Source organism: candidate division KSB1 bacterium, assembly GCA_022566355.1.
Taxonomy (GTDB): domain Bacteria; phylum Zhuqueibacterota; class JdFR-76; order JdFR-76; family DREG01; genus JADFJB01.
In genome coordinates this window covers 19751-45588 of record JADFJB010000012.1, presented here as the reverse complement: position 1 = coordinate 45588, position 25838 = coordinate 19751, and the positions used below count along the sequence as shown (strand labels likewise).

The following is a 25838-nucleotide window of genomic DNA, read 5'->3' as shown; positions in this document are numbered from 1 at the left end:
ATGAAAGTTGTTTTCTTATTTGTAGATGGTCTGGGAATCGGGAGACAGGATAAAGAAACCAATCCTTGCTGCTTCGATGAAACCGGAATTTTCCAAATATTCCAAAATAGTCGTCCAAACTTTCTACCCTTTGATGGAATTTCGTTAGAGTTGGATGCAACAATGGGTATTAGCGGATTGCCCCAAAGCGCAACCGGGCAAACAGCATTATTAACCGGTATCAATTCTGCTCAATTACTTGGCCGGCATCTCAGCGGCTTTCCGAATAAAACCCTCCGGGAAGCATTGCTCAAACAATCTCTTTTATTAAAACTAAAAAAGAAAAGGAAAAAACCTGCATTTTTAAATGCATTTCGCCCTCTTTTTTTTGAATTGGAAGAGAATGAAATTTTACGATTATCCGCAACGACAATCGCTAATCATGCCGCAAATTTACCCTTTTTTACACTAGAAGACATTATTCAAAAACGGGCAATTTACCAGGATTTCACAAATTATGATTTGATCGAAAAAGGATTTGAAATGCCGGTTTATACACCTGAAGAAGCTGCTGAAATTGTTGCCGAGGCAACGAATCGATATGATTTTATCTTGTATGAATATTTTAAATCAGACAAAGCCGGTCATAATCAGGATATGCCGCTTGCAATTGCAGAAATTCAAAAATTAGGCCGTTTTGTTTTCGATTTTCTTAATCGAATCGATCTGACCGAAACGATTGTCATCCTCACAAGTGACCATGGTAATATTGAGGACCTGTCGACGAAATCACATACTCGCAACCCCGCAATGACAATAACCTGGGGAGCAAATAAAAATCAAATTGCCGGGAAGTTAAAATCAATTACAGATTTAACACCTGCAATCGTTTTTCTTATGGACTCCAATTAAAAAATAATGCAACAAATAGCATATTGATGATTCTAAATAAATATTGAAATCGAAACTTATCAAAAATTGCAAAGAATATTGTCATAGTACAAATCTTAAATTTTCACTACTTACAACAAATTAGGAGGCATTTTATGAAAAAAATACCACTTATATTAATCTGCTCCGGATTTATTTTTGCAAATCTAACGTTTGCCCAAATAAACGTTGGTGTTATTGGTGGTTTCAACATCACTGATGTAGATGTAAGCGATGTAGAGGATAATGTAGACACCGGCACCCGCTCTGGTTATGGGATAGGCGGTGTTCTTAATTTTAGCTTAGGCCCAAAGCTCAAACTTGTCTTTCAGCCTATGTATTCACAAAAGGGAGCAGAACTAAATATTACCGATGATCCGGATTTTTTTGGTGCAGTGGGAGGAATCACATTTCCGCTGGGTGGAAATTGATTAGTTAGTTAGTTATCATTTGCTCAAATATAGGCTGCATTAGAAGACGATAATATCCAAATTTATTCTTAGTGCTGCCTTTATTTATTCAAAATAATTTTCCTGTAACCTTTCCTCAAAAATCACGTCCTCCAAAGTTACTACTTTATACTATAAATCGTTGCAATCAACTGTAGCTTAATTAGTTCACATTAATCATTAGAAAAATTTTATTGATTTGATTCCCTAATAATCCAGGAGTAATTATGCTTAAAAATTATTTAATCATTGCATTGAGAAATCTTAAGAAATATAGAGCCTATTCTTGGATAAATATTATTGGCTTAGCAGTAGGAATGGCTTGCTGTATTTTGACCCTTCTTTATGTTCAGAATGAACTCAGCTATGATAAATATCATGAAAATGCAAACCGAATTTTCCGATTAGCCATGAGAAGCCCAGGAAATACTTATGGGCGTGGTATTGAAGGTATCGCAAAAATACCTGGCCATTGGGGACCGGCTGCGCATCAGGATTTACCGGAAATCGAACGATCGGTTCGATTCATGTTTTTTAATCAGACCTTGGTGTCCAGGGAAGAAAAAAGATTTTATGAAAACAATGGATTTTACACCGATTCTACAGGTTTTGCTTGGCCAAGATAATACACACAGATCAACAAACAATACGGCTTTTAAATAAAAACAATAATTTAGCCACGGATTCGCGCGGATAAAACACGGATACGCCAGTAGGCGCACAAGTTTTAATAAATGGAGCTTTAAATTTCACTATTTGAACTTAAAACATTTCCACCAATTTCAAATTGAATGTAATGATTTTTATTTTTTTATTCTAAACGGATTTTATCCGTGTCAATCAGTGAAAATCCGTGGCTAAATAATTTGTTGCGGCCCAAGGCTGCGCTGTGTTAGTCTGTGGCAAGAATAAGTACGCATTATTAGGATATTCCTTTAAAACAATTCTATACTCCAATTTTTAAGTTTCCGATCCAATTCCCTGGCATTGTTAACAAATCTATCTAATTCTGTCCAAAATTCCTTACTGTGATTTTTTATGCGGGTATGTACTAATTCATGCACAATTACATAATCCATTAATTCCGCAGGTAATAGAGTCAGCTTCATGTTGAGGTTAATATTATTTTTTGACGAGCAACTCCCCCATCTTGTTTTCTGGGTTTTTATGAATACTTTTTTGTATTGAAAACCATGTTTTGCAGCCAATTGAACCAATCGAGAAACTAATGTCTTCTTTGCAATTTCACGGTCTATAGTTGCAGAATGAGGCTTTTGCTTTTTACTTTGAAGCTCAATTTTCTTTAGATGTTTTCGAATCCACGGGATCTTTGCATAAACAAACTCTTCTGCTTTTTTTATGGAAATCCCAATTGGAATACCAACCCGGATTCCATGGATAGGCTTTATAGAAATATTGAGATATTTAGCTCGCAAGCTTCTCTCGAACAATACCAGACCGACACCATCAATATAAATTATGGTGGATTTCATCAATAACCTCATATCATCATTTAGCAATTTGTTTTAATTTGGAACAAATATTGCAGTAAATATAATTATTATGACGCTGTTATGCGTAAACGCTGTTACAAATCGATATTAATGAATTTATTGTATCAACTTGTGACAATTATATGCTATTCTGTAATACATAATTAAAGGATTAATATGTATTGGAAATGGAATTCCACTAGTATTGAAATGGCGTGCAAACTAATATTGTATTGGCAAGCACGAACGTTTAAGAAAAAACTCCTCAACATATTACCCCTTTTCCAACTAGTTTGCTTGGTTTTGTATTTACCTATAAATAATAATTTAGAGCCAAACAAATCAATTTTTCTTTTTAAGGAGCAGAGATGAATATGTCTAAAACTGATTCTAACCTGGGGCAAGTTATTTATAATAACGGCCAAATGAATTTAGATAAAACACTGCGAAAATCATTAAAAAATAAAGATTCATTAGAATCTGAATTGCGCAATAATTATCACCTCGATTCCATAATTGGCCATCACCCAAAAATTGTTAATATTCTTAAATTTATTTGCCAGATTGCGAAAACCCAGGCTACGGTACTGATACAGGGTGAAACAGGTACAGGAAAAGAATTGGTTGCACGGGCCCTACATGAAAATAGCGATCGAAAAGATCAAGCTTTTGTGCCAGTGAATTGTGCGGCTATTCCTGAGAATTTAATGGAATCAGAACTATTTGGCCACCAGCGAGGTGCATTTACAGGAGCCGTCCAAAATAAAAAAGGCTGGTTTGAAATTGCAAATGAGGGTACCATTTTTTTGGATGAAGTAAATGAAATGCCCTCCAGTTTGCAGATTAAGTTACTACGTGTTCTCCAATCGAAAGAATATCATCGTCTCGGTAGCACAGAAATACAAAAAAGCAATGCCCGTGTAATAGCAGCTTCATCGGGCAATTTGAAAGATATGGTCGCTAATGGTTCATTTCGAAAAGAAGCTTTTTTTAGACTTAGTGTTATCGAAATAGATTTACCCTCACTTCGAGAGCGAAAAAGTGATATAACTACACTTGCTGAATATTTTTTAGACCATTTCAGTAAACAATATGATAGGAAAATGTTAAAATTTTCAAAGGGTGTATTAACAGTTTTTCAAACTTATGATTTTCCAGGTAACATTAGAGAACTTGAACACGCAATACATCATGCAGTAATCGTTGCGGAAAATGATCTAATTCAAATAAACCAATTGCCTAAAAGCATGCATATTGAAACAAATAGAGAAACCCCAAAAGGTGTGTCCACATTTAAACAAGCCAAACAGAATGCAGTTGAAAGTTTTGAAAAAGAATATATCATCGACTGTTTGAAAATTTCCATGGGGAATATTACACAAGCTGCAAAATATGCAGGATTACATGTCACCAATCTTCATTCAAAAATAAAAAAATATAACATCAATCCGTATTCATTTAAAGTCATGCCTGGTTAAAATACCAAATACGATATCATCTATTTTCAGCTGGAATGGTATTGGTTCACCTTAAAAAATAAAGGATGAACCTGAATTTATCCTAGATAGAAATTCAAAAAAGCCATATCCGAACTAAAAAAAATAAAGTATTTCTGTATTCTTTCGATAATATCTACAATAATGAAAATTAAAAGGGACAAGCACTGGGATGGATTGTAATGCACGTCCGTGTGATTTACATACTTTCCAGCTTGTCCCTTTCTTTTTAACTTTATAATATCCCTTGTTGAGTAGTAGCGGAAAGCTCCACACCTTGAAAATAAATTATCTTTCTATAGCTGTTTACAGAAGAGTAGTATAAATTCAATTTTTTACAACTTTATAATTTTCATTAAGGTGTCCCAGGATGAATAGTGCACTAGACCACAGATCATTACTATGCAATTATTATTCCAAGAATTTTTATTCATTTTGTCAAAAAAATTTGAATTTTCTGATAAATATAAAATAAGTTTAATTATATAATAATTAAATAGTTGATTATCATATTTATTGGAATTTTAATCATTGTGTTAAAATTACTTTTTCGTTCTGCTTAAAAATTATTTGAACTTCATTGAGGCAGTGTTTCAAATTGATACACTTTTAAAGCGTTAATTTGCCATTACTTTAAATTGGAATTATTAACTATGGAAAAACATTTTACATTACAGTCTTCAGAATTGATAAAATACATAAAAAATGCTCGTACACAATCATTGAAATTAATTGAAGATTTAAGCGATAATCAGTTGATGAACCAGCAAGTCGAAACCGTAAATCCTCTTTTGTGGGAGATTGGTCATGTTGCCTTTTTTCATGAAGTGTTTTTATTAAGACTGCTTGATCACTCTGAACCCATGATTGAAGGTCGTGATGAATTATATGACTCATTCCTGGTCGCCCACGATGATCGCTGGCATTTACCATTACTCGATCGCGCTGCTGTTTTTGATTATATGGAGACGGTATTAAACTGTATGATAACTCGATTGGACAATCACGAACCAGGCGCTTGGGAAACTTATCTTTATTTACTCTGTGCTTTTCATGAAGACATGCACGCCGAATCCTTTACTTATTCTCGACAGACATTGGATTATCCCGCTCCAAAATTTAACTTGGAAAATATTGATCCGGATATTATCCAGGCAGGTTCACATCCAGGCGATGTGGAAATTCCTGGTGGAATTTATCATTTGGGTGCGACAAAAGATCAGCCATTCGTCTTTGATAATGAAATGTGGGCTCACCCCATTGATATTGAACCCTTCAAAATTGCTAAAGCCGCAGTAACAAACAGTGAGTTTTGTGAGTTTGTAGAAGCAGGAGGGTACGAAAATCTTCAATATTGGAGCTATGGCGGCAAAATCTGGCTCAAGAAATTCAAACCTAAACATCCGCTGTACTATATGCAGGATGGGAAACTTTGGTATCGTAAAAATTTTGAACCCTTCATTCTTTTGGAAGATCATTGCCCTGTTATCCATGTCAATTGGTATGAGGCTGAGGCTTATTGTAATTGGGCAGGAAGGCGTTTGCCAACGGAAGCTGAATGGGAATTAGCTGCATCGGGAGAAGTCTCAAATGATGGCAGAATAACAGAAAACAAACGGTTTTATCCATGGGGTGATAATCCGCTTAATCGGGAGCATGCAAATCTTGATCATCGGTTTGGTGGGTGTGTTGATGTTGCAGCATTCCCTGATAGCGATAGCGCATTCGGCTGTCGGCAGATGATCGGAAACGTTTGGGAATGGACATCCTCCCCATTCTACCCTTTCCCAGGATATATTGTGGATCAGCCTTATAAGGAGTATTCTGCCCCTTGGTTTGGTTACAACAAAGTATTGCGTGGCGGATGTTGGGCGACCAGCTCAAGTCTTATCCGGAATACTTATCGCAATTTTTATTTACCTCACCGAAATGATGTGTTTGCTGGATTTCGTACATGCGCAAAATAGTGATTCACAATACTATCCTAAAATAATGGATTCCTTGTAGCCTCATATCCGGATATTGGTGATTTTGTTTTGTACAAGATTTTACGAACTGCAAATATGAACAAGAACATAAGAACTAACAGGGGTATGCAAAGTAAATTAATAAAATTCCAACCGACATGATGTATGATCACTCCTGCCAGCAAAGATGCTAATGCAGAAATAGCAAAAATTGAAAAATCATTAATTGCCTGGGCATTAAATCGTTCTGTTGAATGGTAAGTTCGAGTTAATAGAGTTGTCCCACTTACGAATAAGAAATTCCAACCAATCCCTAATAAAAATAATGCACCCCAATAATATTGTAATTGGTGGCCCAATAAAGCGATAGAAATACTGGCACTCAAAAATACACTGCCTGCAGTCATTACTTTTAAAACACCTAATCGTGATATGATTGTACCCGTAAAAAGGGATGGAAGATACATCGCTATCACATGGATTTGAATAGTCCGGGCAGTATCTTCTAATGAATATCCTTCAAATACATGCATACTGACCGGAGTTGCTGTCATGATAAAACTCATCATACCATAGGCAACGACGCCAGCTAATACAGCTAAGATGAAGAGTGGTTGTTTTATTATCTCTTGCAAAGGGCGTTCTTTAGCCAATATCCCTTCATCTTGAACTTCAACATCGTCATAAAAATATAATAAAATAGCCGCTAAAAGTGACATTATTGCAAGTCCCAAAAAGGATCCGCTATAGACACCAAAGTCCAACAAATCTTTCGCGCGACTAGCAATTTCAGGCCCTAAGTAGGCTGCTCCTATTGAGCCAATTAAGACAAACGAAATTGCTTTACTTGATTGATTCGGCTTTACACTCTCAGCAGCAGCAAAACGGTATTGTTGGACAAATGCGAGATTTGCTCCTATGAATAACATGGTAAAACAGAATATGATAAAACTCTCTGTCCAAATGGCGTAAGCAGCAAATAAAGAAGCAACTGCTGAAGTCAGTGCAGATGCAATGAATCCACGCCGACGACCTATAAACTTCATCACATGAGCTGCAGGAATTGTGAATATTGCAATACCAACAATCATAATGGAAACAGGCAGAGTAGACAACATGGGATCACGTGACAGTTTGGCACCTACAACACCACCCAATAACGTAATCATGGGGCCGCCAGCCATTGCAAATGCTTGACTAATACTTAGAATAAGTACGTTACGAATTTAAATTACTCCTTGCAAAAATTAATTTTGCTCTTATATTTACCACCTTATAACTTTAAAATTTATGTTTTGAAACATTTACTACTACATGCCGTAGTAAGTTTCAAAATAAGTTAAAAAATTAATAAATAAACAAATTCTTGTTTTTACTGTCCAAAAGACAATGCAAATAGAAGTCATTACACATACCCCTAAAAATTCTCTGAAAGGAAACCGCATTACCGCTCAAAGGTGGACACGATATTTGAGACAATTAGGGCATAAAGTGACTATTTCACAAAACTTTCGCAAAAACAATTGCGATTTAATGATCGCTCTTCATGCAAGTCACACCTTTCCGGCAATTGAGGAGTTCCACAAAAATTGTCCAGGCAAACCAATTGTGGTCCTATTGACTGGGACAGACATTCACAAAGATATTCACACAAACCCTAATGTTAGGAAATCTTTGGAATATGCTGACCGCCTAATATTGTTACAGCCTCTTGGTATCCGGGAATTACCCGTTGAATTTCACCGCAAAGTTCGAGTCATTGTTCAATCTGCTGAAAAGCTCAATGGAAATATCCAAAAACGAAAAAGAACATTTGACGTTAGCGTGATTGGCCACCTCCGCAAAGTAAAGGATCCTTTCATTACAGCTTATGCCGTTCGAAATCTTCCTGATGAATCACAAATTCGAGTACTTCATGTTGGCGATGTTCTGGAACCTGAAATGAGAAGTATTGCATTGCAAGAAATGGCAAATAATAGTCGCTATTTTTGGCTCGGCAAAAAACCCCGGTGGCAAACACTCATTATTTTAGCAAGAAGCCGGGTTGTAGTATTATCTTCTTTAATGGAAGGTGGACCCAGCGTCCTTTCGGAAGCGGTTGTGGCCGGTGTTCCGATATTGGCTTCACGAATATCAGCTACCCTTGGATTATTGGGTGAAGATTATCCCGGCTTTTTCGAAGTTGGCGATACTTCAGCTCTTTCAAAACTCCTCTATAAAACGGAAACGGATCCTCAATTTATGGCGGCTCTCAAACAAAAAATCAATTTATTGGCCGATAAATTTGATCCGTCAGTTGAAAAATTATCATTAAAAAAATTGTTAAAAGAATGGAACTCAGAAAACCAGAATTGATTTTATCAATCAGGAGACAAATAGATGTCAAGTGATGCAATACAAAAACATACTCTGACCAGCCTGGCAAAAACCTGCGGTTGAGCGGCTAAAATCAGCCCGGTCGGGTTGGGTGAGTTGTTGCAAAAATTTTCAAAAGATCAGGATCCAAATCTATTGGTTGGGTTTGAAACCAGTGATGATGCCGGCGTCTATCGATTAAACGATGATACAGCACTAGTCACTACTGCAGATTTTATTACTCCCCCGGTGGATGATCCATTCCTGTACGGTCAAATAGCGGCTGCCAATTCTTTGAGTGATGTGTACGCAATGGGAGGCCGGCCCATAACCTGTTTGAACCTGGTGGGTTTTCCATCGAATAAATTAGAACCGGAAGTACTTCACGGGATTGTGGCAGGCGCCCTGAGTAAAATCTCAGAAGCAGGAGCAGTATTAGCCGGCGGCCATACTACTGAAGATGAAGAACCGAAATTTGGATTATCTGTAACAGGGATCGTTCATCCTAAAAAAATATGGAGAAATGTTGGCGCGAAACCGGGAGATGTGTTGATATTGACAAAGCCAATTGGCAGCGGGGTCATTTTCAACGCAAATCTAAAAAACTGGGTGTCCACAGATGCCTTGAACGAATGTATTGAAATTATAACGACCTTAAACAAAGCACCGGCAGAAGTTATGGCTAATTTCGAAATCCACGCAGCGACAGACATTACCGGCTTCGGGCTGGCTGGCCATTGTTTTGAAATGGCAGACGGCTCTAACGTTACCCTGAAAATCTCCATGGATCAAATCCCCGTGATGAATGAAGCATTGGCAATGTATGAAAAAGGGATGAGCACCGGCGTTAACCTTTATAACCGTCAAATGGTTGGCGATCATATTCGTTTTCAGAGAGATCTTCCAGGCTGGCATGAGGAGATCGTATTTGATCCGCAGACAAGCGGTGGGCTTTTGGTAGCAGTTCCCAAGGCGCAGGGTGAAGGCTTGTTGCATGAATTACATAATGCCGGCGTCAAGCAAGCAAAAACGATTGGAACTGTAACCGATTTACAAAATTCAACGAATCTAATTTTTTATTAAGTGTCTTCAGAACAATCAACAAGAGTTAGACAACATTAAAATCCTAGACAGAAATAGAAAAAAAGTGACGCGAAAATTTATACCTGCTATATTGTTATTATTGCTGGGAACAAGCTCATTATTCGCTCAGAATCACAAATTTTCCGGATTGGTTTACGCAGATGCGTATTGGGTAGCCGCAAACCACAATTCAAATTATGAGAATCAAAATGGATTCTGGTTTCGACGTATTTACTTTACTTACGATAATCAATTGAGTGATGCTTTCTCAACTCGGTTACGCTTTGAAATGAATAGCCCAGGTGACTTTTCTACTAAATCAAAATTGAATCCTTTTGTGAAAGATGCATATCTTAAATGGAACCTGGGTCAACACGATATTTATGTTGGAATTTCAACATCGCCAACTTTTGCTTTCTTAGAAAGCGTATGGGGATATCGCTCGGTTGAGAAAACGCTTGCCGATTTACATAAATTTGGATCTTCAAGGGACACTGGCATCGCCTTCAAAGGCAGCCTGGATCAGAATAAACGGTTTCAATACCATGCTATGCTCGCTAACGGAAATGGTACAAGTTCTGAAACCAATAAAGAGAAAAAAATCATGTTGGCGTTTGCTATCGAACTTGTCAAGAACTTGTTTGTCGAGGGATATAGTGACTGGAATGGCATGCCGGATGGGAAGGATCGGTATACAAAGCAAGGATTCATCGCCTATAAAACATCTACATTTAGAATCGGAGCCCAATTTTTACATCAAACACGCAAACAGGGGGATGGCCTTGACAGTCAAAAAATAAGATGGGGTTCTGTTTTTACAGCTGCAAAGCTTGGAGAGAAAGTATGGGGTTTTGCTAGAGTAGATAGAGGCTTTGATCCTAACCCTTCTGGCGAAAGTCTTTCTTATCTTCCTTTTTCCGACCAGGCAAAATCGAAGCTTATTATAGCTGGTCTTGATTTTTCAGTAGAAGAGAATGTCCATATTATGCCTAATTTTGAACTAGTAAACTATGACGTGGATGAAGGTGAAGCCCCTTCAACCGACTTTATCCCACGTTTGACTTTTTATTATACCTGGTAGATAATGCCTGGCTTGAATTACTATTCATGTGAGTAAGTGGATGAATAAATTTATTTTAATTGCTGTTTTCTATTTGATATCAGCAAGTTCGGTTCTCCCGCAGACTTTTCGTTTTACAGCAATTCCTGATGAAAACACACATCGATTGCAGCAGCGATTCAACAAAGTAGCTGTATACCTCTCAAAAGTTCTAAATGTGGAAGTGAAATATATTCCTGTAAAGTCATATGCTGCATCCGTTGCTGCGTTTAAAAATAACGAGGTCCAATTGGCCTGGTTTGGTGGGCTCTCCGGAGTAAGAGCGCGCAGGGCTATCCGAGGCGCGCAAGCCATTGCGCAGGGAGAAGAAGACGTACAGTTTTATTCCTATTTTATTGCCAATGCCAAAACAGGAATCAAAGAGAAAACAGATTTCCCAGCAAGCATCAAGGGCAAGACCTTTACTTTTGGATCTAAAGGATCCACCTCCGGACGCTTGATGCCGGAGTATTTCATTCGCGATCATTTTGAAAAAGCCCCTGGAGATATTTTCAAAAGAGTGGGTTTTAGCGGCGATCATTCCAAAACCATCGCTTTAGTGCAATCCGGCAGTTACGAGATCGGTGTATTGAATTACAAAGTTTGGGAAAATGAATTAATGGCTGGAAAGATTGATACAAACAAAGTGACAATCATCTGGAAAACTCCAACCTACCCGGATTACAATTGGTCCATCCGGCCGGATTTGGAAAAAACATTCGGGGAAGGATTTATCCAAAAAGTAAAAGACGCTTTACTTAACATGAGTGATCGCGAACTATTGGATTCGTTTCCTCGTAAGCGGTTTATCTCAGCAGATAATTCAATGTACAATTCCATTCTCGAAACAGGAATCAAAATAGGTTTAATTGACAATTGATATTTTTTAAACAGTCAGGAGAATTCATATCATGGTTTATCCCGTTAATCCTGTCAAAAAATCTTTTATGAATCATCCATAACAATAATTAGATTCGGAAATGTTCAAACTAAAAAACGTCTCAATCAAATACGAAGACACCAAGGCGCTTCATAACATCTCGCTTGAAATCAATGAGGGAGAAAAGGTGGCTTTGATCGGTCCCAGTGGCGCTGGTAAAACAACATTACTTCGGACTTTATATGAACTTAAACGTGAAAATGCAGCTTTCATTCACCAGGATTACGCACTGGTTCCACAGCTTTCGGTATTTAATAATGTCTATGCAGGTCGTTTGGATCGATATACCACAGCTTATAACTTGCTCAATCTTATTAAACCACAGAAAAATGAATTGGAGCAAATAAACCTGGTTTTAAAACGATTACAATTGGAAGAAAAAAAGTTCAATAAAGTAGGGGCACTATCAGGAGGTCAGCAGCAAAGAGTAGCGGTGGCACGGGCGTTATTCAGGGGAGGGGATGTTTTGCTTGGCGATGAACCTGTTTCTTCTATCGATCCACACCAGGCTGGTACTATTGTGGGCATTCTTACCGAAGCCACGAAAACGGTTGTTCTTTCACTGCATTCTGTTGAATTGGCTCTGCAATATTTTAGTCGGATTATAGGGCTCCGATTGGGTAAAGTACTTTTTGATCTGCCACGTAAAGATATCAACGATTCACTTCTCGAAAAACTATTTCATCCTTGCTAAGAACCAGTCTATATTTTTTGGGGGTGGGCTTCTTATGTCTTTTATTATCTGATATAGAAATTTCAACCTTAGATCCGTGGGGAGAAATTCAAAGGTTATTATCAGGAATAATCACACCCGATTTTTGGGTTCTTTACGAATTTCGCACTGCTTTCCTGAACACATTGATATTTGCACTTTGCGGGATATCTCTTAGCGTCCTGTTCGGCACTTTCCTGGCTTTCTTCTTTAAATACCATATCGTTCGACTATTTTGTGCCTTTATTCGTGCCATCCATGAAATTTTTTGGGCATTCATTTTACTCCCGATCGTTGGATTGAATCCGGTTTGTGGGGTATTGGCTATTGCCATTCCTTACACCGGAATTTTTGCTAAGGTCTACTCCGAAATACTCCAGGAAGCAGATCAAAAGCCATTGAAGGCATTACCAACACACACCGGACCACTTGGAAAATTCTTTTACGGTATTTTCCCGGTTATTATTGAAGATGTAAAACACTACACTTCTTATCGATTTGAGTGCGCCTTGCGCTCCAGCGCGGTGTTGGGATTTATTGGATTGCCCACATTAGGATTCCATTTGGAGACCGCCTTTCGAGAAAGCCTGTATTCCGAAGCTGCTGCAATATTGATCATTTTCTACCTTTTAATCGCCTCGCTGAAATACTGGTTGAAAGCAAGGTTGGTGCCAATTTACGTGATCGCAGCGTTCTTATTGATATCTACTGAGACATCATTCTCCTGGGACAATGTTACACGCTTTTTCACCTATGATATTTTGCCATGGCCCATGAGAAGGGAGGGTTTTTTAGACGGTAGTTATGCGATTGCATTTCCCATTCAACAGATCTGGCAGTGGACATGGGATATTTTAAAAAGTGAAGCAATTCCCGGAATTTGGCACACAGTAATACTCACTCAAATTGTTCTGGTAGGTACCGGCTTGTTTACGCTAATTGGATTTCCCATCGGCTCCCAGCATTTTTGTATGCCTGCAATTTGTAGAATCGTACGGTATCTTTTGATTATTATTAGAACTACACCGGAATACATCATGGCCTATGTTTTGGTGCAATTGATGGGACCGTCCATGTTACCTGCGATTTTAGCAATTACTTTCCACAACGGTGGAATTTTATCTCACTTAATGGTTAAAACTGCAGACCGGGTCAAATTACGCATCGATGCATCCAAAAAAAGAATGAACCGCTATACATATGAAATACTTCCCCGGGTTTATGGCCAGTTTCTCGCCTTTCTATTCTATCGTTGGGAGGTGATGATGCGGGAATCGGCTATTTTGGGTATCCTGGGTATTTTCACGTTAGGATTTCTAATCGATAGCGCAATCGCCGATGACAAAATGGACAAAGCGATTCTATTAATTCTAATCACAGCCGTTTTAAATATAGGCATTGATACAATATCGCAACTGGTACGCAAGCGGTTGAAAATATCTGCGAAGTTGGAAACTTCTTATTAGCAATAAATTTTTTATTGCTATCCAAGAAATCCCTTGACTTTATTTTATTCTAATTGTAAAATCCATTTAAATTGTAAAGTTTACCCCTGATTCATTACTTTCATTTGGTTATCGGGAAAGCTCATTTTCAAAGCTTTAATAATAATTTCAAATCCTGTGTGGAGCCATGTATGCCACGAAAAACTATCTTTATCTGCCTGCTAATTTTAGTAATAATAGTTTACAATTCGAATGGAAATAGCCAAATCCATCAAGTTGATGGAGAATTCATTAGAGAATGGCTTCTGTTGGGCCCGTTTTTCCCAGGTGATCTTGAAACTGATTTTTTGGCAAACTCAATCAAGGGAATAAACTACCATCCCCAGAAAGGAGACACTGTACTCACACAACAAGGCGATATATTAACATGGAAAAGTTACCGCACAAAAGGGAGCAGTATTGTCGATCTAAGCGATGCTTTTGGAACTCATCACAATGCCACAATTTATGCCTTCTGTATTCTAAATAAAGAGGTCCCGGGTGAAGTATCATTTGAGTTTAAACATGACGATGGCGCCGTTATATGGATAAATAACCAACAAGTATTTAGCTCTTTAACAGCAAAAGCTTTGAGCAATAGTGAAGACGTTTTCGATACAAGGTTAGAGGCCGGAGATAATACTTGCCTTCTTAAAATTACCCAGAAATCCGGTCCTTGGGGTTTCGCTTTACGAGACATTCCTGAAAAATCTGATAGTACTGCCGTTCTGCCAAAAATAATGATTTGGGCAGGCGGTATAGAATATAATATTTCGCTGTGGAGACATTGGAAATATCATCCCGGTGATAGCCTTGCATGGTCTGATCCGGATTTTGATGATCGTTCTTGGGAAACATTCGATACCTGGCTAAGCCAAAACAGGCTTCCAGAAAGCGGATGGGACGGCATCGGTTGGTTCAGGATGCACCTGGAAGTTGATTCTACGCTCTGGAACACTCCGCTGGCTCTTACAGTAGCGTTTCAGGCAGGAGCATCTGAGATTTTCCTCGATGGAAAAATGATCTATCAATTTGGCACAGTTGCAACAACAGAAACCGAAGAAAAAACCTACATGGAGCAAAACCCGAAAGTGATTTCATTTGGACCTGGAGCGAATCATCTGCTTGCGGTACGCTATTCCAACTATTCCGCAGAACATTTCAAAAAATGGGATCTGCCAATAGGCTTCCGGCTGAATATTGGAAATTTAAATCAATCCGTTGAAACCCGCACAGATTATGTTCGAAAAGCAACTATTTTTCAAATGATTTGGAGTATTGCGCCTGCTTTTCTTGCTCTTCAGTTTTTGATGCTATTTTTGTTTTATCCACGATTTAAAGAAAATCTTTACTTTTCAATCTTTACAGGGGGTATCGCAATCATGGCATTCTTTTATGTTCAAACAAATTTTTTTACAAGCTTGCAACAAACAGGTTTTTCTACTAGAATGTTAGGTCTCGGACTAAACGTAATGGCAGTGTTTGGTGTCCGCTGCCTGTACTCTTTATTTTATACAAAATTACCAAAACAATTTTTTATTTTACTCGCTGCTGGTTTAGGCGTAGCAGTTTATTATTGGGTATACCCGCCATTTGAAATCCCTGTTTATCTTTTCATATTTATCTTAATTGGATTTACAGAAATGATTCGAGTAATCGTCATAGCGATGCTTAAAAAACGCCCGGGAATTTGGATTCTTGGCTTAGGGTTTCTCATTTTTATCTTGTCATTGGGATATATAATGGCGGTTTTAGCACTTGGCGGATCGAATAGTTTTACGGATGAACTATTATTCACTGGGATTTTTGGCCTTTTAATATTCATGTCTATATACCTGGCTCGGAATTTCGCACAGACCAATGATGAAAACACCCGTAAAACCAAGGAGCTAGAAGAAGCTCGTAAACTCCAACTCTCCATGTTGCCGAAAACCATACCCTCGCTTCCTAACCTCGATATTGCTGTTTACATGCAAACCGCAACCGAAGTTGGCGGCGATTATTATGATTTTAAATTGCATGATGACGGCACACTAACCACAGCGATAGGTGACGCCACGGGGCATGGCCTGCAAGCAGGTACCATGGTGTCTGCAACCAAAAGCATGTTTAATACTGTCGCTGATGAGCCGGAGCCTGCCCAGATTCTAAAAAAAGGCACGAAGGCTCTAAAAGGAATGGGTCTTCAGAAAATGCTAATGTCATTAACAATTGCAAAATTCAAAGACCATCAAATGCAAATTGCTGCTGCAGGGATGCCGTTTGCCCTGTGGTATCGTGCTGCGAATGGCAATGTGGAGGAGATTGTCCTTAAAGGAATGCCCCTGGGAAGTTTCGTAGACTTCCCATACCAGGAGAAAAAATTCAATTTAAACACAGGTGATTCAATTCTATTTATGAGTGACGGCTACCCCGAGATGTTCAATAAAAAGGATGAGATGTTAGGAGAAGAACAAACGAAACAGTTGTTTGAAGAAATAGCGCAGGAGCCCCCGGAAAGAGTCATTGATCATTTAGTCGATGCAGGTAAAAAATGGGCGAACGGCAGAGCGCAAGAAGATGATGTGACCTTTGTGGTGATGAAAATCAAATAATAACTTTCGAAAAGTTGTATTGAACACCTAATAGCAAGATGATTCCATTCATCTATTGCGATGAAAAACACCTACGCGGACTAGGATAGCAGCGGGGGTATTGATAGTGAAAAAATATAGATAAGTTGATGTTTATCTGCCGCAGGTGCTGGTCAACCTTAACCTTTGTGCGAGGAAAAAACAGCGATGTTACTCACGTCTTTCAGGATTCTTTTAAAGGCATTAAAGAGAAGTGACCGTCTTCCCAATGTTCTGTTTTTAGAACATGGTTAACTATGAGGGAAAGCAAAAAAACGCTTCCGAGAAGTCGGCCTGCTGCATCACGTTGAACAATTCAGGCAGCGTTGAGAAAATCAAAGTTGGGCCTTGGGTCATATCCAAACCAAACACCAACATTGTGGGAACGACAGAACTCGAAGATGCTCGGCAGCTCCAACTCTCCATTGCTGCCCTGAAGAAATAATAGAACGTCTGAAAAAAGCAGGAGAGGCCTGGGCGAATAGGCGTGTTCAGCAAGAAGATGTGACCTTTGTGGTGATGAAAGTGAAGTAATCTACTCTCTTTTAAGCACTAATCTATTTCGCTAAAAACATCTTCCTTGTCTATACAATTGGTTTATGATCATTAACAGCTATTGCTGTCATTGGATGCCACCAGGAGATATGCATAAAAAGATACCAAATGCTTTCGTGTTCTTTGTGTCCTTCTTGGTTGTAAATAATTTATCAACTAAGAGCCGGCAACAGGCCTGAATTTCTGCACTCTTTTACCAGTCTCAACCTCGGTAGTATAGAGATTCCCTTTCGAGTCCATCGCCGCATTATGAACCCAGCCGAACTGTCCCGCATTTCGTCCACCCCGGCCGAAAGATGCAACGACTTCAAGACTCTCCCGATTCAAAATCCAAACCTTATTATTCGTTCCATCCGGAATATACATGTATGTCTGGGCTTCATCCCTGGACAATTCAATGTCCCACACCGATCCCATGGACAATGTTTGGGTGGCAATAAAACCCTCCTTCACAAAAGTCCCATCCTGGTTAAATACTTGAATTCGGTTATTCACCCGATCAGCCGTATAAACGAGACCGTCATTCGATAAACGGACTGCATGCATGGGACTGCGGAACGATTTTATCGGATCTGTAGCAGAATCGTATGCAGGTAATTCATCATCATTGGGTATTTCACCATAAGCGCCCCAGTGCCGTTTATATTTGCCGGTTTCCGCATCAAACACGATGATCCGCCGATTTCCATAGCCATCCGCTAGGTAAACTTCGTTCGTCTTGGGGTCCACGGCAATATCAGCGGTTCGGCCAAGATATTCTGTGTCGTTGCTGCCTTTCGATTCATCCCAGGTACCAAGTTGAAGCAGCTTTTTCCCATCCGGAGAAAACTTGAGGACAACCTGGTCATTGCGACCATTGCTGCCAATCCATACATTTCCCTGGTGGTCAACGAAGATACCATGTTCACTCGCTGGCCACTGCTGGCCCGAATCCGGTCCTCCCCATGCTTGAACAAGATTTCCTTCCGGATCGAATTCGATTACCGATGGAGCGGGTACACAACATTCTGAAATTGGTGGATCCTGGGCAGCGCCGCCTTCCTGTGTTGAAATGGTTAATGGCCGGTGCACAATCCAAACATGATCCTTTGCATCGACTGCGACACCGGATACCTGGCCTAGAATCCAATTGTTCGGCAAGGGCTTGGGCCAGAATGGATCGACCACAAATGCCGTAGGTTTTTGCGAAACATAAGCATCACCCGAACTCCCTTGTTCACAAGCAGTTGTGGCTATTGTACAAATAATAATGAAGCTGACAATGATAATTCCATATTTTTTCATAATGTACTCCATTTGTTTAAATTACAAAATACAAGCATCAAGTCACAAATAATGATCAAATTCCAATTTCCAAATAGCAATCCCATTATAAGGCAGAAAGGGGTATTGCTTTTTTGAAGTGTGTGCTAGCAAATCCCAAAAACTCAAAAAACAAATCACAAATAAATTCCAAATTCAAAAGACTAATAACCAAACTTTATTTTTAGTGCTTTTCTAAATTCCATTTAAAGTAAGACGTTGACTTCATTTTGATAAATTTTGTTTGGATTTATAGGATTGTTCATTGTTATTTATTTGAGCTTTTGTAATTTGGTCTTTGAAAATTACGTCACTTATTTCCTTATTATTCTTTCAACCTTGCTTCCAAAAATAACCAGCAATTGCTACTCAACCAGTGCCAGGGCAAAAAGTTCAGCTGGAAAATCAGGACCGGCTATAGCCACAACAATGTACTGCTTGCCATTTGCCATGTAGGTCATTGGGGCTGCATTTGTACTTGCGGGCAGCTCGATCTCAGTTAGAATTTTACCGGTCTTTTTATTAATCACCCGAAACCATGGATCTCCTCCGCGTCCTTCACCAGCAAATAGCGCTGTTTTAGTCACTAAAACATTTGCATGCCGGTTCTTGCCTGTTCTGGGAATTTTGATTCCCTGTAAAGCCTTATGGTTTTTCACCGCAGCCGGCGTATCGCCATTTGTAATTTCCCAAATGTGTTCACCCGTATTCAAGTCTATGGCAACTATGCGTCCGTAGGGTGGTTTTAGAAGCGGCAATCCTCTAGGTCCGCGAATTCCGCCAGGACCAAGAGAAATATATCTCATATTCGATTTCTTGGGATCGTGCACCATGGAAATATTGCTGTGGCCTCTAACTGTTGCTACGTAAAGAATGCCTGTTTCCGGATCTACCACTGCTCCACCGGAAATGTTCGTTCCACCATTTGCACCTGGTACGACCAAAGTTCCCAGGGTTCCGCTTGCATCTTTGGCCAGGGATGGCGGAGTGAAAATCGGACCCATTCGATGTTTGGAGACTATTTCTATCGCTTCAGCCCGGAGTTCCGGTGTGAAATCGATTAGATCATCGATGGTGATCCCTTGCAGTTCATATGGTTTCGGCCAGGTCGGGAATCGTTGAGTCGATGATGTTTTCTCACCCGGCACATCGGATTTTGCAACTTTTCGTTCTTCCATCGGCCAAACCGGCTCACCTGTTTCACGGTCAAAGACATAAGCCCATCCTTGCTTGGTCGCTTGTACAATCGCTTTGATGCGTCGACCATCGACTGTGATGTCCACCAGGTTTGGCGCTGTAGGATTGTCATAATTCCAGATATCATGTTTAACCAGCTGTTGATGCCACACGCGCTTACCAGTCGCTACATCCAGGGCAATAACACTTGTGCCATAGAGATTGTCACCGTGGCGGTGACCGCCGTAATAATCTCCTGTGGGCGTATCTGTTGGAATATAAACCATTCCTAATTCAGGATCGGCAGAGAGCGGCGGCCAGGATGAAACATTGCCGGTGTAAGTCCAGGAATCACCCTCCCAGGTATCGTGGCCAAATTCACCTGGTTTTGGGATTACATGAAAGATCCATTTTTGTTTGCCGGTTTGCACATCGTAACCGCGAATATGGCCGGGAATATTTTCTTTTTGGCTCGGATAATAACCACGTCCATGTGCGTTATTAACCACAATAACACCATTCACTACAATGGGAGGAGAACCCGCTGTGATCAATCCATATTTCGGATCGATGCCGGTTTCAGGATCCACATCATAGCCAAGTCCGACCATGAGATCTACGATACCATTTTTGCCAAATCCTTTGTCGGGACGACCGGTCCTGGCATCGAGTGAAGCCAGGAAAAATCCCGGAGTGATAACAAATATACGACCCTCTCCCTCCACCTCAGCATAGGCTACACCACGGCCGGAGAATCGCCGCGGCGACACCTCCCAGCGAGGGGTTTGTTTCATGCGCCAAATCCAGATTGTCTCGCCGGTAGCACCATCGATGGCCACAACAGCCCTTCGTTCACCGGCTACCGCATATAATATTCCATCGATAGCAATGGGCGTGGTACGATAATAATATTCCGGTTGCGGGCCGAAATTAGCTGAATTCCAGCGCCAGGCAACTTCAAGGTCTTCCGCATTTTCGCCATTGATCTGGTCAAGTGAAGAGTAACGGCTACTGCCAGCGTCGCTACCCCAATAAGCCCAATCTCCTTTTTTATCTCCATTCTGCCCGAATCCGGGAATAGTAAAACCCAACAAAAACAGAATCAGACTGAATATCATCAAGATACTCATCCGGAACTTTTTGGTGTTTGCTTTCATTGCTTGCTCCTCTTTTCGGGTAAGGGTTCAATTGTGATTTTTTTTAATTTTCGAATGTTGCTTGGTAGCTTGGTTTCTCCGGCAGGCATGCCATTCAGCTTAAAGATGTAAGCCAGGATTTCTGCATATTGCCGCCTGGATAACCTGCTGGGATTGTCATAAGGCATGGTTGTTCGGATTAAAGTGTATAAAGCGTCCACTGGTTGGCCACCCCAGGCATCCATAAAAACAGCACCTTTGAATTGTTCCGGCTGATGACATATACCGCAGGATTTTTCATAAACCAGGGCGCCGCGCTCTGCCTGGTCGTCAGTATAGATTGCAACGATTGTGGAATCACTTTCCTGAGCCGAACCAGTCCGGACAGAAAGTGTAATGAACAAGATGATAATGGCAGTCTTAGATTCTCTACACATCTACCCATAGACTCCGTTCAAGGTTTGATGATTGCAAATTGTTATTTACTGAATTTAGTCAATGGCAAATTTTCACTTGTCACAAATTTAAAATCAATTCTCATGATGTGATTCTTGCGCAACTACGGCAATACACTCGATCTCCACCCGGGCATCCCGCGCCAAACCGCTTACTCCCACAGCACTGCGTGCCGGGCGATTTTTTGGAAAAAATGTCTTGTATACTTCATTCATATCCGCCCATTCTTTAATGTCTGCAAGAAAAACCGTTACTTTTACAACATGATCCATCGATGAACCATTTTTCTCCAAAACAGCTTTGATATTCTCCAGTGTCTGGCGAGTCTCTTCTTTGATGCCACCAGGAGCCAATTGGCGATCTTTGAAACCGAGTTTACCGGTTAAATAAAGCATATTGCCAACCCGCACAACCTCACTAAAAGAGCTTCTCGGATTGATGTATTCTACGCCGTGTTCTGAGTGCTCTTGAGCTTGCAGTTGCTGAAATCCAATAAGGATCAGGGATAAAACCAAAAATGTCAATTTTTTAACCATCGATGATCTCCTTGTTTTTGGGATTTATAAATTAATATTTATTTGGTCGAATTGTCATTCTACTAATTTTTCATAAATAACAGATTTCTTTATACCTTTATACCTTTATACCTTTGTTACTTTGTTACTTTGTTACTTTGTGCCTTTGTTACTTTGTTACTTATTAACTTTGTGTCTCTGTGTCTCTGTGTCTCTGTGGTTATATGTTTTTCAACCATAATTATATTTCACCTTTTTTCGCAAACTGAATAATGTGGTCGGCAGCCCGAAACGCCAGCGCCTGGATCGTCATGGTTGGTTGCCCGCGACCTGACGAAACAAAGCTGCTGCCATCGCTGATAAAAAGATTGGGCACGTCGTGGGTTCTGTGGAATTTGTCGATTACTGATTCGCCCGGATCATTGCCCATCCTGCAAGTTCCAAGCAAGTGAGCATGTCCGGTTGTCGTGTTAATTGACCGATTCCACATACGCAACGCACCCGACGCTTCCACCAGTTCTTCACAGCGCTCGCGGAAAAACTCCTGAACAGCCATATCATCGGGATGATCTTTATAAGTTGTTCGCATGCCAGGACGTCCATATTTGTCTTTCAGATTCGGATCCAGGGAGATGTTATTCGACTCCTGGGGCAGCACAGTCGTATGGCCGTTCACATCAACTACACGATTGAAGTATTCCCCTACCATCTTCTTATATTCCGAACCCCAACGGGGTGCATCCGGCGGCAATCCGCGCAGTGCAAATGAAACTGGGTTAAACTGGAAGCGAGCATCCATACCGCCACCGCCGTAGAATCCACGTGATGGATCCGAATTATAAAAATCGTGAAGGATACGTGTGACCTGGACACTCTTGTAATCATTCAACCGGTGTTCATAATATCCGTAAACATGTACCTGGCCGTTGCCCATAAGATATTTACCAACCTTGCCGCTTGAGTTTGCCAATCCATCAGGAAAGCGATTCGATTCCGACATCAACAAGAGACGCGGGGTTTCCGCCCCGTTTGCACACAGCACCACGGCTTTCGCACGCTGAGCCTGTTCAGTGCCATTTCGATCAAAATAAACAACATCCCTAACGCGCCCCGAATCATCGGTTTCTAATCGGGCCACAGTGCTCTCGGGTCTGATTTCACAATGTCCACTTGCTTCCGCCACGGGAATCATGGCGGCAAGACTGGAGGATTTCGCACTGAATTCACAGCCAAATGACATACAGAAGCCGCAGTGTTGGCAAGGAGGACGGCCATTAAACGGCTCCGATAAAATCGCCATGGGCGCCGGAAAAGCATGCCATCCCATTTTTTTTGCACCCTTCTCAAATAACACACCCGAGGACTTCACGGGTAATGGCGGCATCGGGTAGGATCTCGAACGGAATGAATCTGTCGGACCTACAGCCCCGGACACGCCAACTTCCCAATCAACTTTAGTATAATACGGTTCAAGCTCTTCATAAGTGATTGGCCAGTCGGCGAATCCTGTGCCCGCTATTGGGCCGAGCAAACTCCGTTCGATAAAATCCACTTCATGAAAACGCCAGTAATTGGCGGTAAAATGAATGCTTGTTCCGCCAACAACTCGCAAATAATATAAATTTCGTCTTTCTTCAGCTTTTTCATCTTCGCTAACACGGAAGGACTGTGGATCGCCATCAGCCGTGAATCCGAGTCCGCGTTTGGTGGAATTCCCGATTTCGTCATGCATGAATTTGTCCGGCGTCACGTATGGCCCTTGTTCCAATACGACGACGTCGAACCCGGCAGTAGAAAGCTCCTTTGCCATGACGCCGCCAGCCGCACCGGAACCAATCACGACGAAATCCACCGGTGTGCGAGTCGTAAATTTTGGCTGCTCAGCTTGCATTGCCATCTTGATCCTTCATATATTGTTCATCATAATAACCGAATGGCGCTTGCCAGACCGGCTTGTGGTCAAACCCGATATGCTTCCAACCCAGCATATCGCGATTGCCGCCGTAGGATGGATTCGAAAAAAGTCCGGCGATGGTCAAATAACGAATAGTTTCGAAGAAGTCCGATTCTTCAATCGATTGCAGCGCTGCAATTTGTTGCTCAGAAGTAAGCGCGGAAAAATCATCAGCGCCCTGTTTTTCCCGAACTTTAGATTCGAATCGAGCCAAGCCGCTGCGAACCCTTTTTTTATCACCCGATCTGAACGTGTTTAAAGCGCGATCGATGAAATAAATAACACCCGCTTCTTTGGCGCCCGGGGTGTCATCCGTGGGAAATATCTGGGCAGCGATTGCCTCAAGTTCTTTCGCTTCAAATTCTGTCAATACTTCGAAGCCTGCTCCTGCTTTATGGGCCTGGCAGGCGAAATTCGCTGCAGAAAGAATTGCCGACATTTCCAGTGCAAGCATGGAACTGCCAATCATTGAGCCGGAAGTGCTGAGAAATTCCCGTCTTGATTGTTTTTTGAGGCTCATAAATGAAACTCCTTCCAGTGAAGCAAAAAAAAGTAGAATCCGCGATGTCAAATATATTGCACAACTAGGAGGTAAATGTCAAGGGAAAAATTTATTTAGTTGAATTTTACGGGTAATTTTATGGTAAATGTGCTTCCTTCTCCTATTTTGCTCATCACTTCTATAGTTCCACTATGATCTTCAATTATTTCATAGGATATCGAAAGCCCTAAGCCTATACCAATTCCAACTCCTTTAGTTGTGAACCCGGGATCAAATATTTTTTCTAGATTTTCAGGTGAAATACCAACTCCGGAGTCACTGATTTGTATAACAATACTTTCTCCTTTGAGAAACGTTTGGATACGAATCTTTCCTTTTCCAGAAATAGCCTGGCACGCATTTACCAGAAGACTCATAAACACTTGGTTTAACTGTCTAACCCTGCATCGAAGCTCAGGAATTTCTCCATAATCCTTGATGATTTCGATTTTATCCTGCTGAAGGTGCCGAATTAAATCCAGAGTGCTTTCCAAACCTTCGTGAATATCTATAGTTTTGAATTCCTCCTCATCAAGCCGTGCGAAACTACGCAACCCTTTTACAACCTGTATGATTCTTTCAGTAGCGACTTTGTTTACATCTGTTAATTTTTTAGCCAGTTCTATCGACTTTAAAAACTCAGATAAATCGAAATTACTAGGAACATCAAGAGATTCGGTAAGACTCTGCTCCAGCTTGTTCATGGTTCTAAGAAAAGTATCTGTGTTGCTATATATTGAACCCAGTGGTGTATTAATTTCATGTGCTACACCGGCAACCAACATTCCTAGCGATGCCATCTTTTCTGAGCGCACCAATTTGACCTGTGCTTTTTGAAGATTTTCGTAGGTTTTTTTTAATTCAACGTGTTTTTTTTTCAGCTCTTGTGAACGCTCTTCTACCAAATTTTCCAGATTAGCACTTAGATCCTGAAGTTCGGTGTAATTTTTAGCATTTTCAATCGAGATTGCTGCTAAGTTAGAAAACGCCTCCAGAAAAAATATATCTTCATTCTTAAAATAATTGTTTGACTTTGTGGTGTCAAGATAAATTACCCCAATTATTTGATCTTTAACTTTGAGTGGCACACATATGACAGACCTAAGTTTAAGACGATAGAAACTTAAACTAACTCCTTTTGCGTCTTCTTCTGAGGCAGCTTTTAAAAGCATTGATTGGCCAGAGCTAGCTACCTTGTCAGCGATTGATTTGCTTATCGCGATAATGTCCTGGATGGTTTGTTTGTCTATAGCCCTGGCTACTTTCATGGAAAGATTTCCCGATTGAGGATCTCGTAACATTATCAATCCTTTTTCAGCATTTACCAGCTCAACAGCTAAATCCATTATTTCATCAAGCAATTTATCTAAGTACATCTGTGAATTGATTTTCTTGCTGATTTCGTATAATGCCTGCAGCTGAGTGTATGAGATATTATTTTGGTTTTCCATATCAACAAATCGGAATCTGTGGCATTGAACACTCCTTCAAGTGAAGCAAAAAAAGTAGAATCTGCTATGACAAATATATTGCACAACTGGGAAGTAAATGTCAAGGGAAAAATTTATTTAGTTGGAAAGGTTAGTCGACTTAGTGCAAATCAT

Annotated in this window: 21 protein-coding genes; 12 read left to right on the top strand and 9 right to left on the bottom strand. The window is 40.4% G+C overall.

Annotated elements, in window-relative coordinates; translation table 11 throughout:
- The 3 genes from IIC38_03970 (at window position 1) to IIC38_03960 (ending at window position 1984) form a co-directional block, all read left to right on the top strand.
- Window positions 1-891, top strand: a complete 891-nt coding sequence (locus IIC38_03970; GenBank protein ID MCH8125104.1) for an alkaline phosphatase family protein — start codon at window positions 1-3, stop codon at window positions 889-891.
- 134 nt (window positions 892-1025) lie between these two features.
- A complete protein-coding gene (locus IIC38_03965; protein ID MCH8125103.1) occupies window positions 1026-1340 on the top strand; it encodes an outer membrane beta-barrel protein in 315 nt (104 codons plus the stop codon).
- Between the two features lie 245 nt (window positions 1341-1585).
- A complete protein-coding gene (locus IIC38_03960) occupies window positions 1586-1984 on the top strand; it encodes an ABC transporter permease (protein ID MCH8125102.1) in 399 nt (132 codons plus the stop codon).
- Window positions 1985-2293: 309 nt separating this feature from the next.
- Here the strand turns inward: IIC38_03960 and IIC38_03955 are convergent, their stop codons facing one another.
- Window positions 2294-2851 (bottom strand): M48 family metallopeptidase, encoded by a 558-nt coding sequence (locus IIC38_03955; protein MCH8125101.1) that lies wholly within the window; start codon window positions 2849-2851, stop codon window positions 2294-2296.
- 368 nt (window positions 2852-3219) lie between these two features.
- Here IIC38_03955 and IIC38_03950 point away from each other — a divergent pair, with 368 nt between their 5' ends.
- Window positions 3220-4329 (top strand): sigma-54-dependent Fis family transcriptional regulator, encoded by a 1110-nt coding sequence (locus IIC38_03950; GenBank protein ID MCH8125100.1) that lies wholly within the window; start codon window positions 3220-3222, stop codon window positions 4327-4329.
- Window positions 4330-5000: 671 nt separating this feature from the next.
- Complete coding sequence (gene egtB, locus IIC38_03945) at window positions 5001-6314, top strand: ergothioneine biosynthesis protein EgtB (GenBank protein MCH8125099.1); 1314 nt, start codon at window positions 5001-5003, stop codon at window positions 6312-6314.
- 17 nt (window positions 6315-6331) lie between these two features.
- Here the strand turns inward: egtB and IIC38_03940 are convergent, their stop codons facing one another.
- Window positions 6332-7483, bottom strand: a complete 1152-nt coding sequence (locus IIC38_03940; protein ID MCH8125098.1) for an MFS transporter — start codon at window positions 7481-7483, stop codon at window positions 6332-6334.
- A gap of 220 nt (window positions 7484-7703) precedes the next feature.
- Between IIC38_03940 and IIC38_03935 the strand changes: the two genes are divergently transcribed.
- From IIC38_03935 to IIC38_03905, 7 genes are all read left to right on the top strand, one after another.
- Complete coding sequence (locus tag IIC38_03935) at window positions 7704-8669, top strand: TIGR04348 family glycosyltransferase (protein MCH8125097.1); 966 nt, start codon at window positions 7704-7706, stop codon at window positions 8667-8669.
- 93 nt (window positions 8670-8762) lie between these two features.
- Window positions 8763-9752, top strand: a complete 990-nt coding sequence (gene selD, locus IIC38_03930) for a selenide, water dikinase SelD (protein MCH8125096.1) — start codon at window positions 8763-8765, stop codon at window positions 9750-9752.
- Window positions 9753-9816: 64 nt separating this feature from the next.
- Window positions 9817-10833 carry a hypothetical protein gene (locus IIC38_03925; GenBank protein MCH8125095.1) on the top strand — a complete coding sequence of 339 codons (1017 nt, stop codon included), beginning with the start codon at window positions 9817-9819 and terminating at the stop codon, window positions 10831-10833.
- Between the two features lie 40 nt (window positions 10834-10873).
- Window positions 10874-11731, top strand: a complete 858-nt coding sequence (locus tag IIC38_03920; GenBank protein ID MCH8125094.1) for a putative selenate ABC transporter substrate-binding protein — start codon at window positions 10874-10876, stop codon at window positions 11729-11731.
- A gap of 100 nt (window positions 11732-11831) precedes the next feature.
- Window positions 11832-12485, top strand: coding sequence for an ATP-binding cassette domain-containing protein (locus IIC38_03915; GenBank protein MCH8125093.1), 654 nt, complete (start codon window positions 11832-11834; stop codon window positions 12483-12485).
- A complete protein-coding gene (locus tag IIC38_03910; GenBank protein ID MCH8125092.1) occupies window positions 12470-13969 on the top strand; it encodes an ABC transporter permease in 1500 nt (499 codons plus the stop codon). Before IIC38_03915 ends, IIC38_03910 begins: the two co-directional genes overlap by 16 nt.
- Before the next feature lie 170 nt (window positions 13970-14139).
- Complete coding sequence (locus tag IIC38_03905) at window positions 14140-16581, top strand: SpoIIE family protein phosphatase (protein MCH8125091.1); 2442 nt, start codon at window positions 14140-14142, stop codon at window positions 16579-16581.
- A gap of 729 nt (window positions 16582-17310) precedes the next feature.
- On the opposite strand, the gene IIC38_03900 is transcribed toward IIC38_03905, so the two are convergent.
- The 7 genes from IIC38_03900 to IIC38_03870 form a co-directional block, all read right to left on the bottom strand.
- Complete coding sequence (locus tag IIC38_03900) at window positions 17311-18438, bottom strand: hypothetical protein (GenBank protein MCH8125090.1); 1128 nt, start codon at window positions 18436-18438, stop codon at window positions 17311-17313.
- A 383-nt stretch (window positions 18439-18821) separates the two neighbouring features.
- The gene (locus IIC38_03895) at window positions 18822-20789 is read right to left on the bottom strand and encodes a PQQ-binding-like beta-propeller repeat protein (protein ID MCH8125089.1); all 1968 of its coding nucleotides are present in this window, start codon (window positions 20787-20789) and stop codon (window positions 18822-18824) included.
- Window positions 20786-21205: a cytochrome c gene (locus IIC38_03890; protein ID MCH8125088.1), complete on the bottom strand. Its 420-nt coding sequence runs from the start codon at window positions 21203-21205 to the stop codon at window positions 20786-20788. The genes IIC38_03895 and IIC38_03890 overlap by 4 nt, the downstream gene beginning before the upstream one ends.
- Window positions 21206-21298: 93 nt before the next feature.
- Entirely contained in the window at window positions 21299-21760 is a 462-nt protein-coding gene (locus IIC38_03885; protein ID MCH8125087.1) for a RidA family protein, read from the bottom strand.
- Window positions 21761-21980: 220 nt separating this feature from the next.
- Window positions 21981-23636, bottom strand: coding sequence for a GMC family oxidoreductase (locus IIC38_03880; protein MCH8125086.1), 1656 nt, complete (start codon window positions 23634-23636; stop codon window positions 21981-21983).
- Window positions 23620-24213, bottom strand: a complete 594-nt coding sequence (locus IIC38_03875; protein ID MCH8125085.1) for a gluconate 2-dehydrogenase subunit 3 family protein — start codon at window positions 24211-24213, stop codon at window positions 23620-23622. Before IIC38_03875 ends, IIC38_03880 begins: the two co-directional genes overlap by 17 nt.
- Window positions 24214-24308: 95 nt before the next feature.
- Entirely contained in the window at window positions 24309-25685 is a 1377-nt protein-coding gene (locus IIC38_03870; protein ID MCH8125084.1) for a GAF domain-containing protein, read from the bottom strand.
- Between the last annotated feature and the right edge of the window lie 153 nt (window positions 25686-25838).

Excerpts from the sequence above, each read along its gene's own strand:
- IIC38_03970 (MCH8125104.1), top strand. The coding sequence starts at position 1 with ATGAAAGTTGTTTTCTTATTTGTAGATGGTCTGGGAATCGGGAGACAG.
- IIC38_03965 (MCH8125103.1), top strand. The coding sequence starts at position 1,026 with ATGAAAAAAATACCACTTATATTAATCTGCTCCGGATTTATTTTTGCA.
- IIC38_03960 (MCH8125102.1), top strand. The coding sequence starts at position 1,586 with ATGCTTAAAAATTATTTAATCATTGCATTGAGAAATCTTAAGAAATAT.
- IIC38_03955 (MCH8125101.1), bottom strand. The coding sequence starts at position 2,851 with ATGAAATCCACCATAATTTATATTGATGGTGTCGGTCTGGTATTGTTC.
- IIC38_03950 (MCH8125100.1), top strand. The coding sequence starts at position 3,220 with ATGAATATGTCTAAAACTGATTCTAACCTGGGGCAAGTTATTTATAAT.
- egtB (MCH8125099.1), top strand. The coding sequence starts at position 5,001 with ATGGAAAAACATTTTACATTACAGTCTTCAGAATTGATAAAATACATA.
- IIC38_03940 (MCH8125098.1), bottom strand. The coding sequence starts at position 7,483 with ATGATTACGTTATTGGGTGGTGTTGTAGGTGCCAAACTGTCACGTGAT.
- IIC38_03935 (MCH8125097.1), top strand. The coding sequence starts at position 7,704 with ATGCAAATAGAAGTCATTACACATACCCCTAAAAATTCTCTGAAAGGA.
- IIC38_03920 (MCH8125094.1), top strand. The coding sequence starts at position 10,874 with ATGAATAAATTTATTTTAATTGCTGTTTTCTATTTGATATCAGCAAGT.
- IIC38_03915 (MCH8125093.1), top strand. The coding sequence starts at position 11,832 with ATGTTCAAACTAAAAAACGTCTCAATCAAATACGAAGACACCAAGGCG.
- IIC38_03905 (MCH8125091.1), top strand. The coding sequence starts at position 14,140 with ATGCCACGAAAAACTATCTTTATCTGCCTGCTAATTTTAGTAATAATA.
- IIC38_03900 (MCH8125090.1), bottom strand. The coding sequence starts at position 18,438 with ATGAAAAAATATGGAATTATCATTGTCAGCTTCATTATTATTTGTACA.
- IIC38_03895 (MCH8125089.1), bottom strand. The coding sequence starts at position 20,789 with ATGAAAGCAAACACCAAAAAGTTCCGGATGAGTATCTTGATGATATTC.
- IIC38_03890 (MCH8125088.1), bottom strand. The coding sequence starts at position 21,205 with ATGTGTAGAGAATCTAAGACTGCCATTATCATCTTGTTCATTACACTT.
- IIC38_03885 (MCH8125087.1), bottom strand. The coding sequence starts at position 21,760 with ATGGTTAAAAAATTGACATTTTTGGTTTTATCCCTGATCCTTATTGGA.
- IIC38_03880 (MCH8125086.1), bottom strand. The coding sequence starts at position 23,636 with ATGGCAATGCAAGCTGAGCAGCCAAAATTTACGACTCGCACACCGGTG.
- IIC38_03875 (MCH8125085.1), bottom strand. The coding sequence starts at position 24,213 with ATGAGCCTCAAAAAACAATCAAGACGGGAATTTCTCAGCACTTCCGGC.
- IIC38_03870 (MCH8125084.1), bottom strand. The coding sequence starts at position 25,685 with ATGGAAAACCAAAATAATATCTCATACACTCAGCTGCAGGCATTATAC.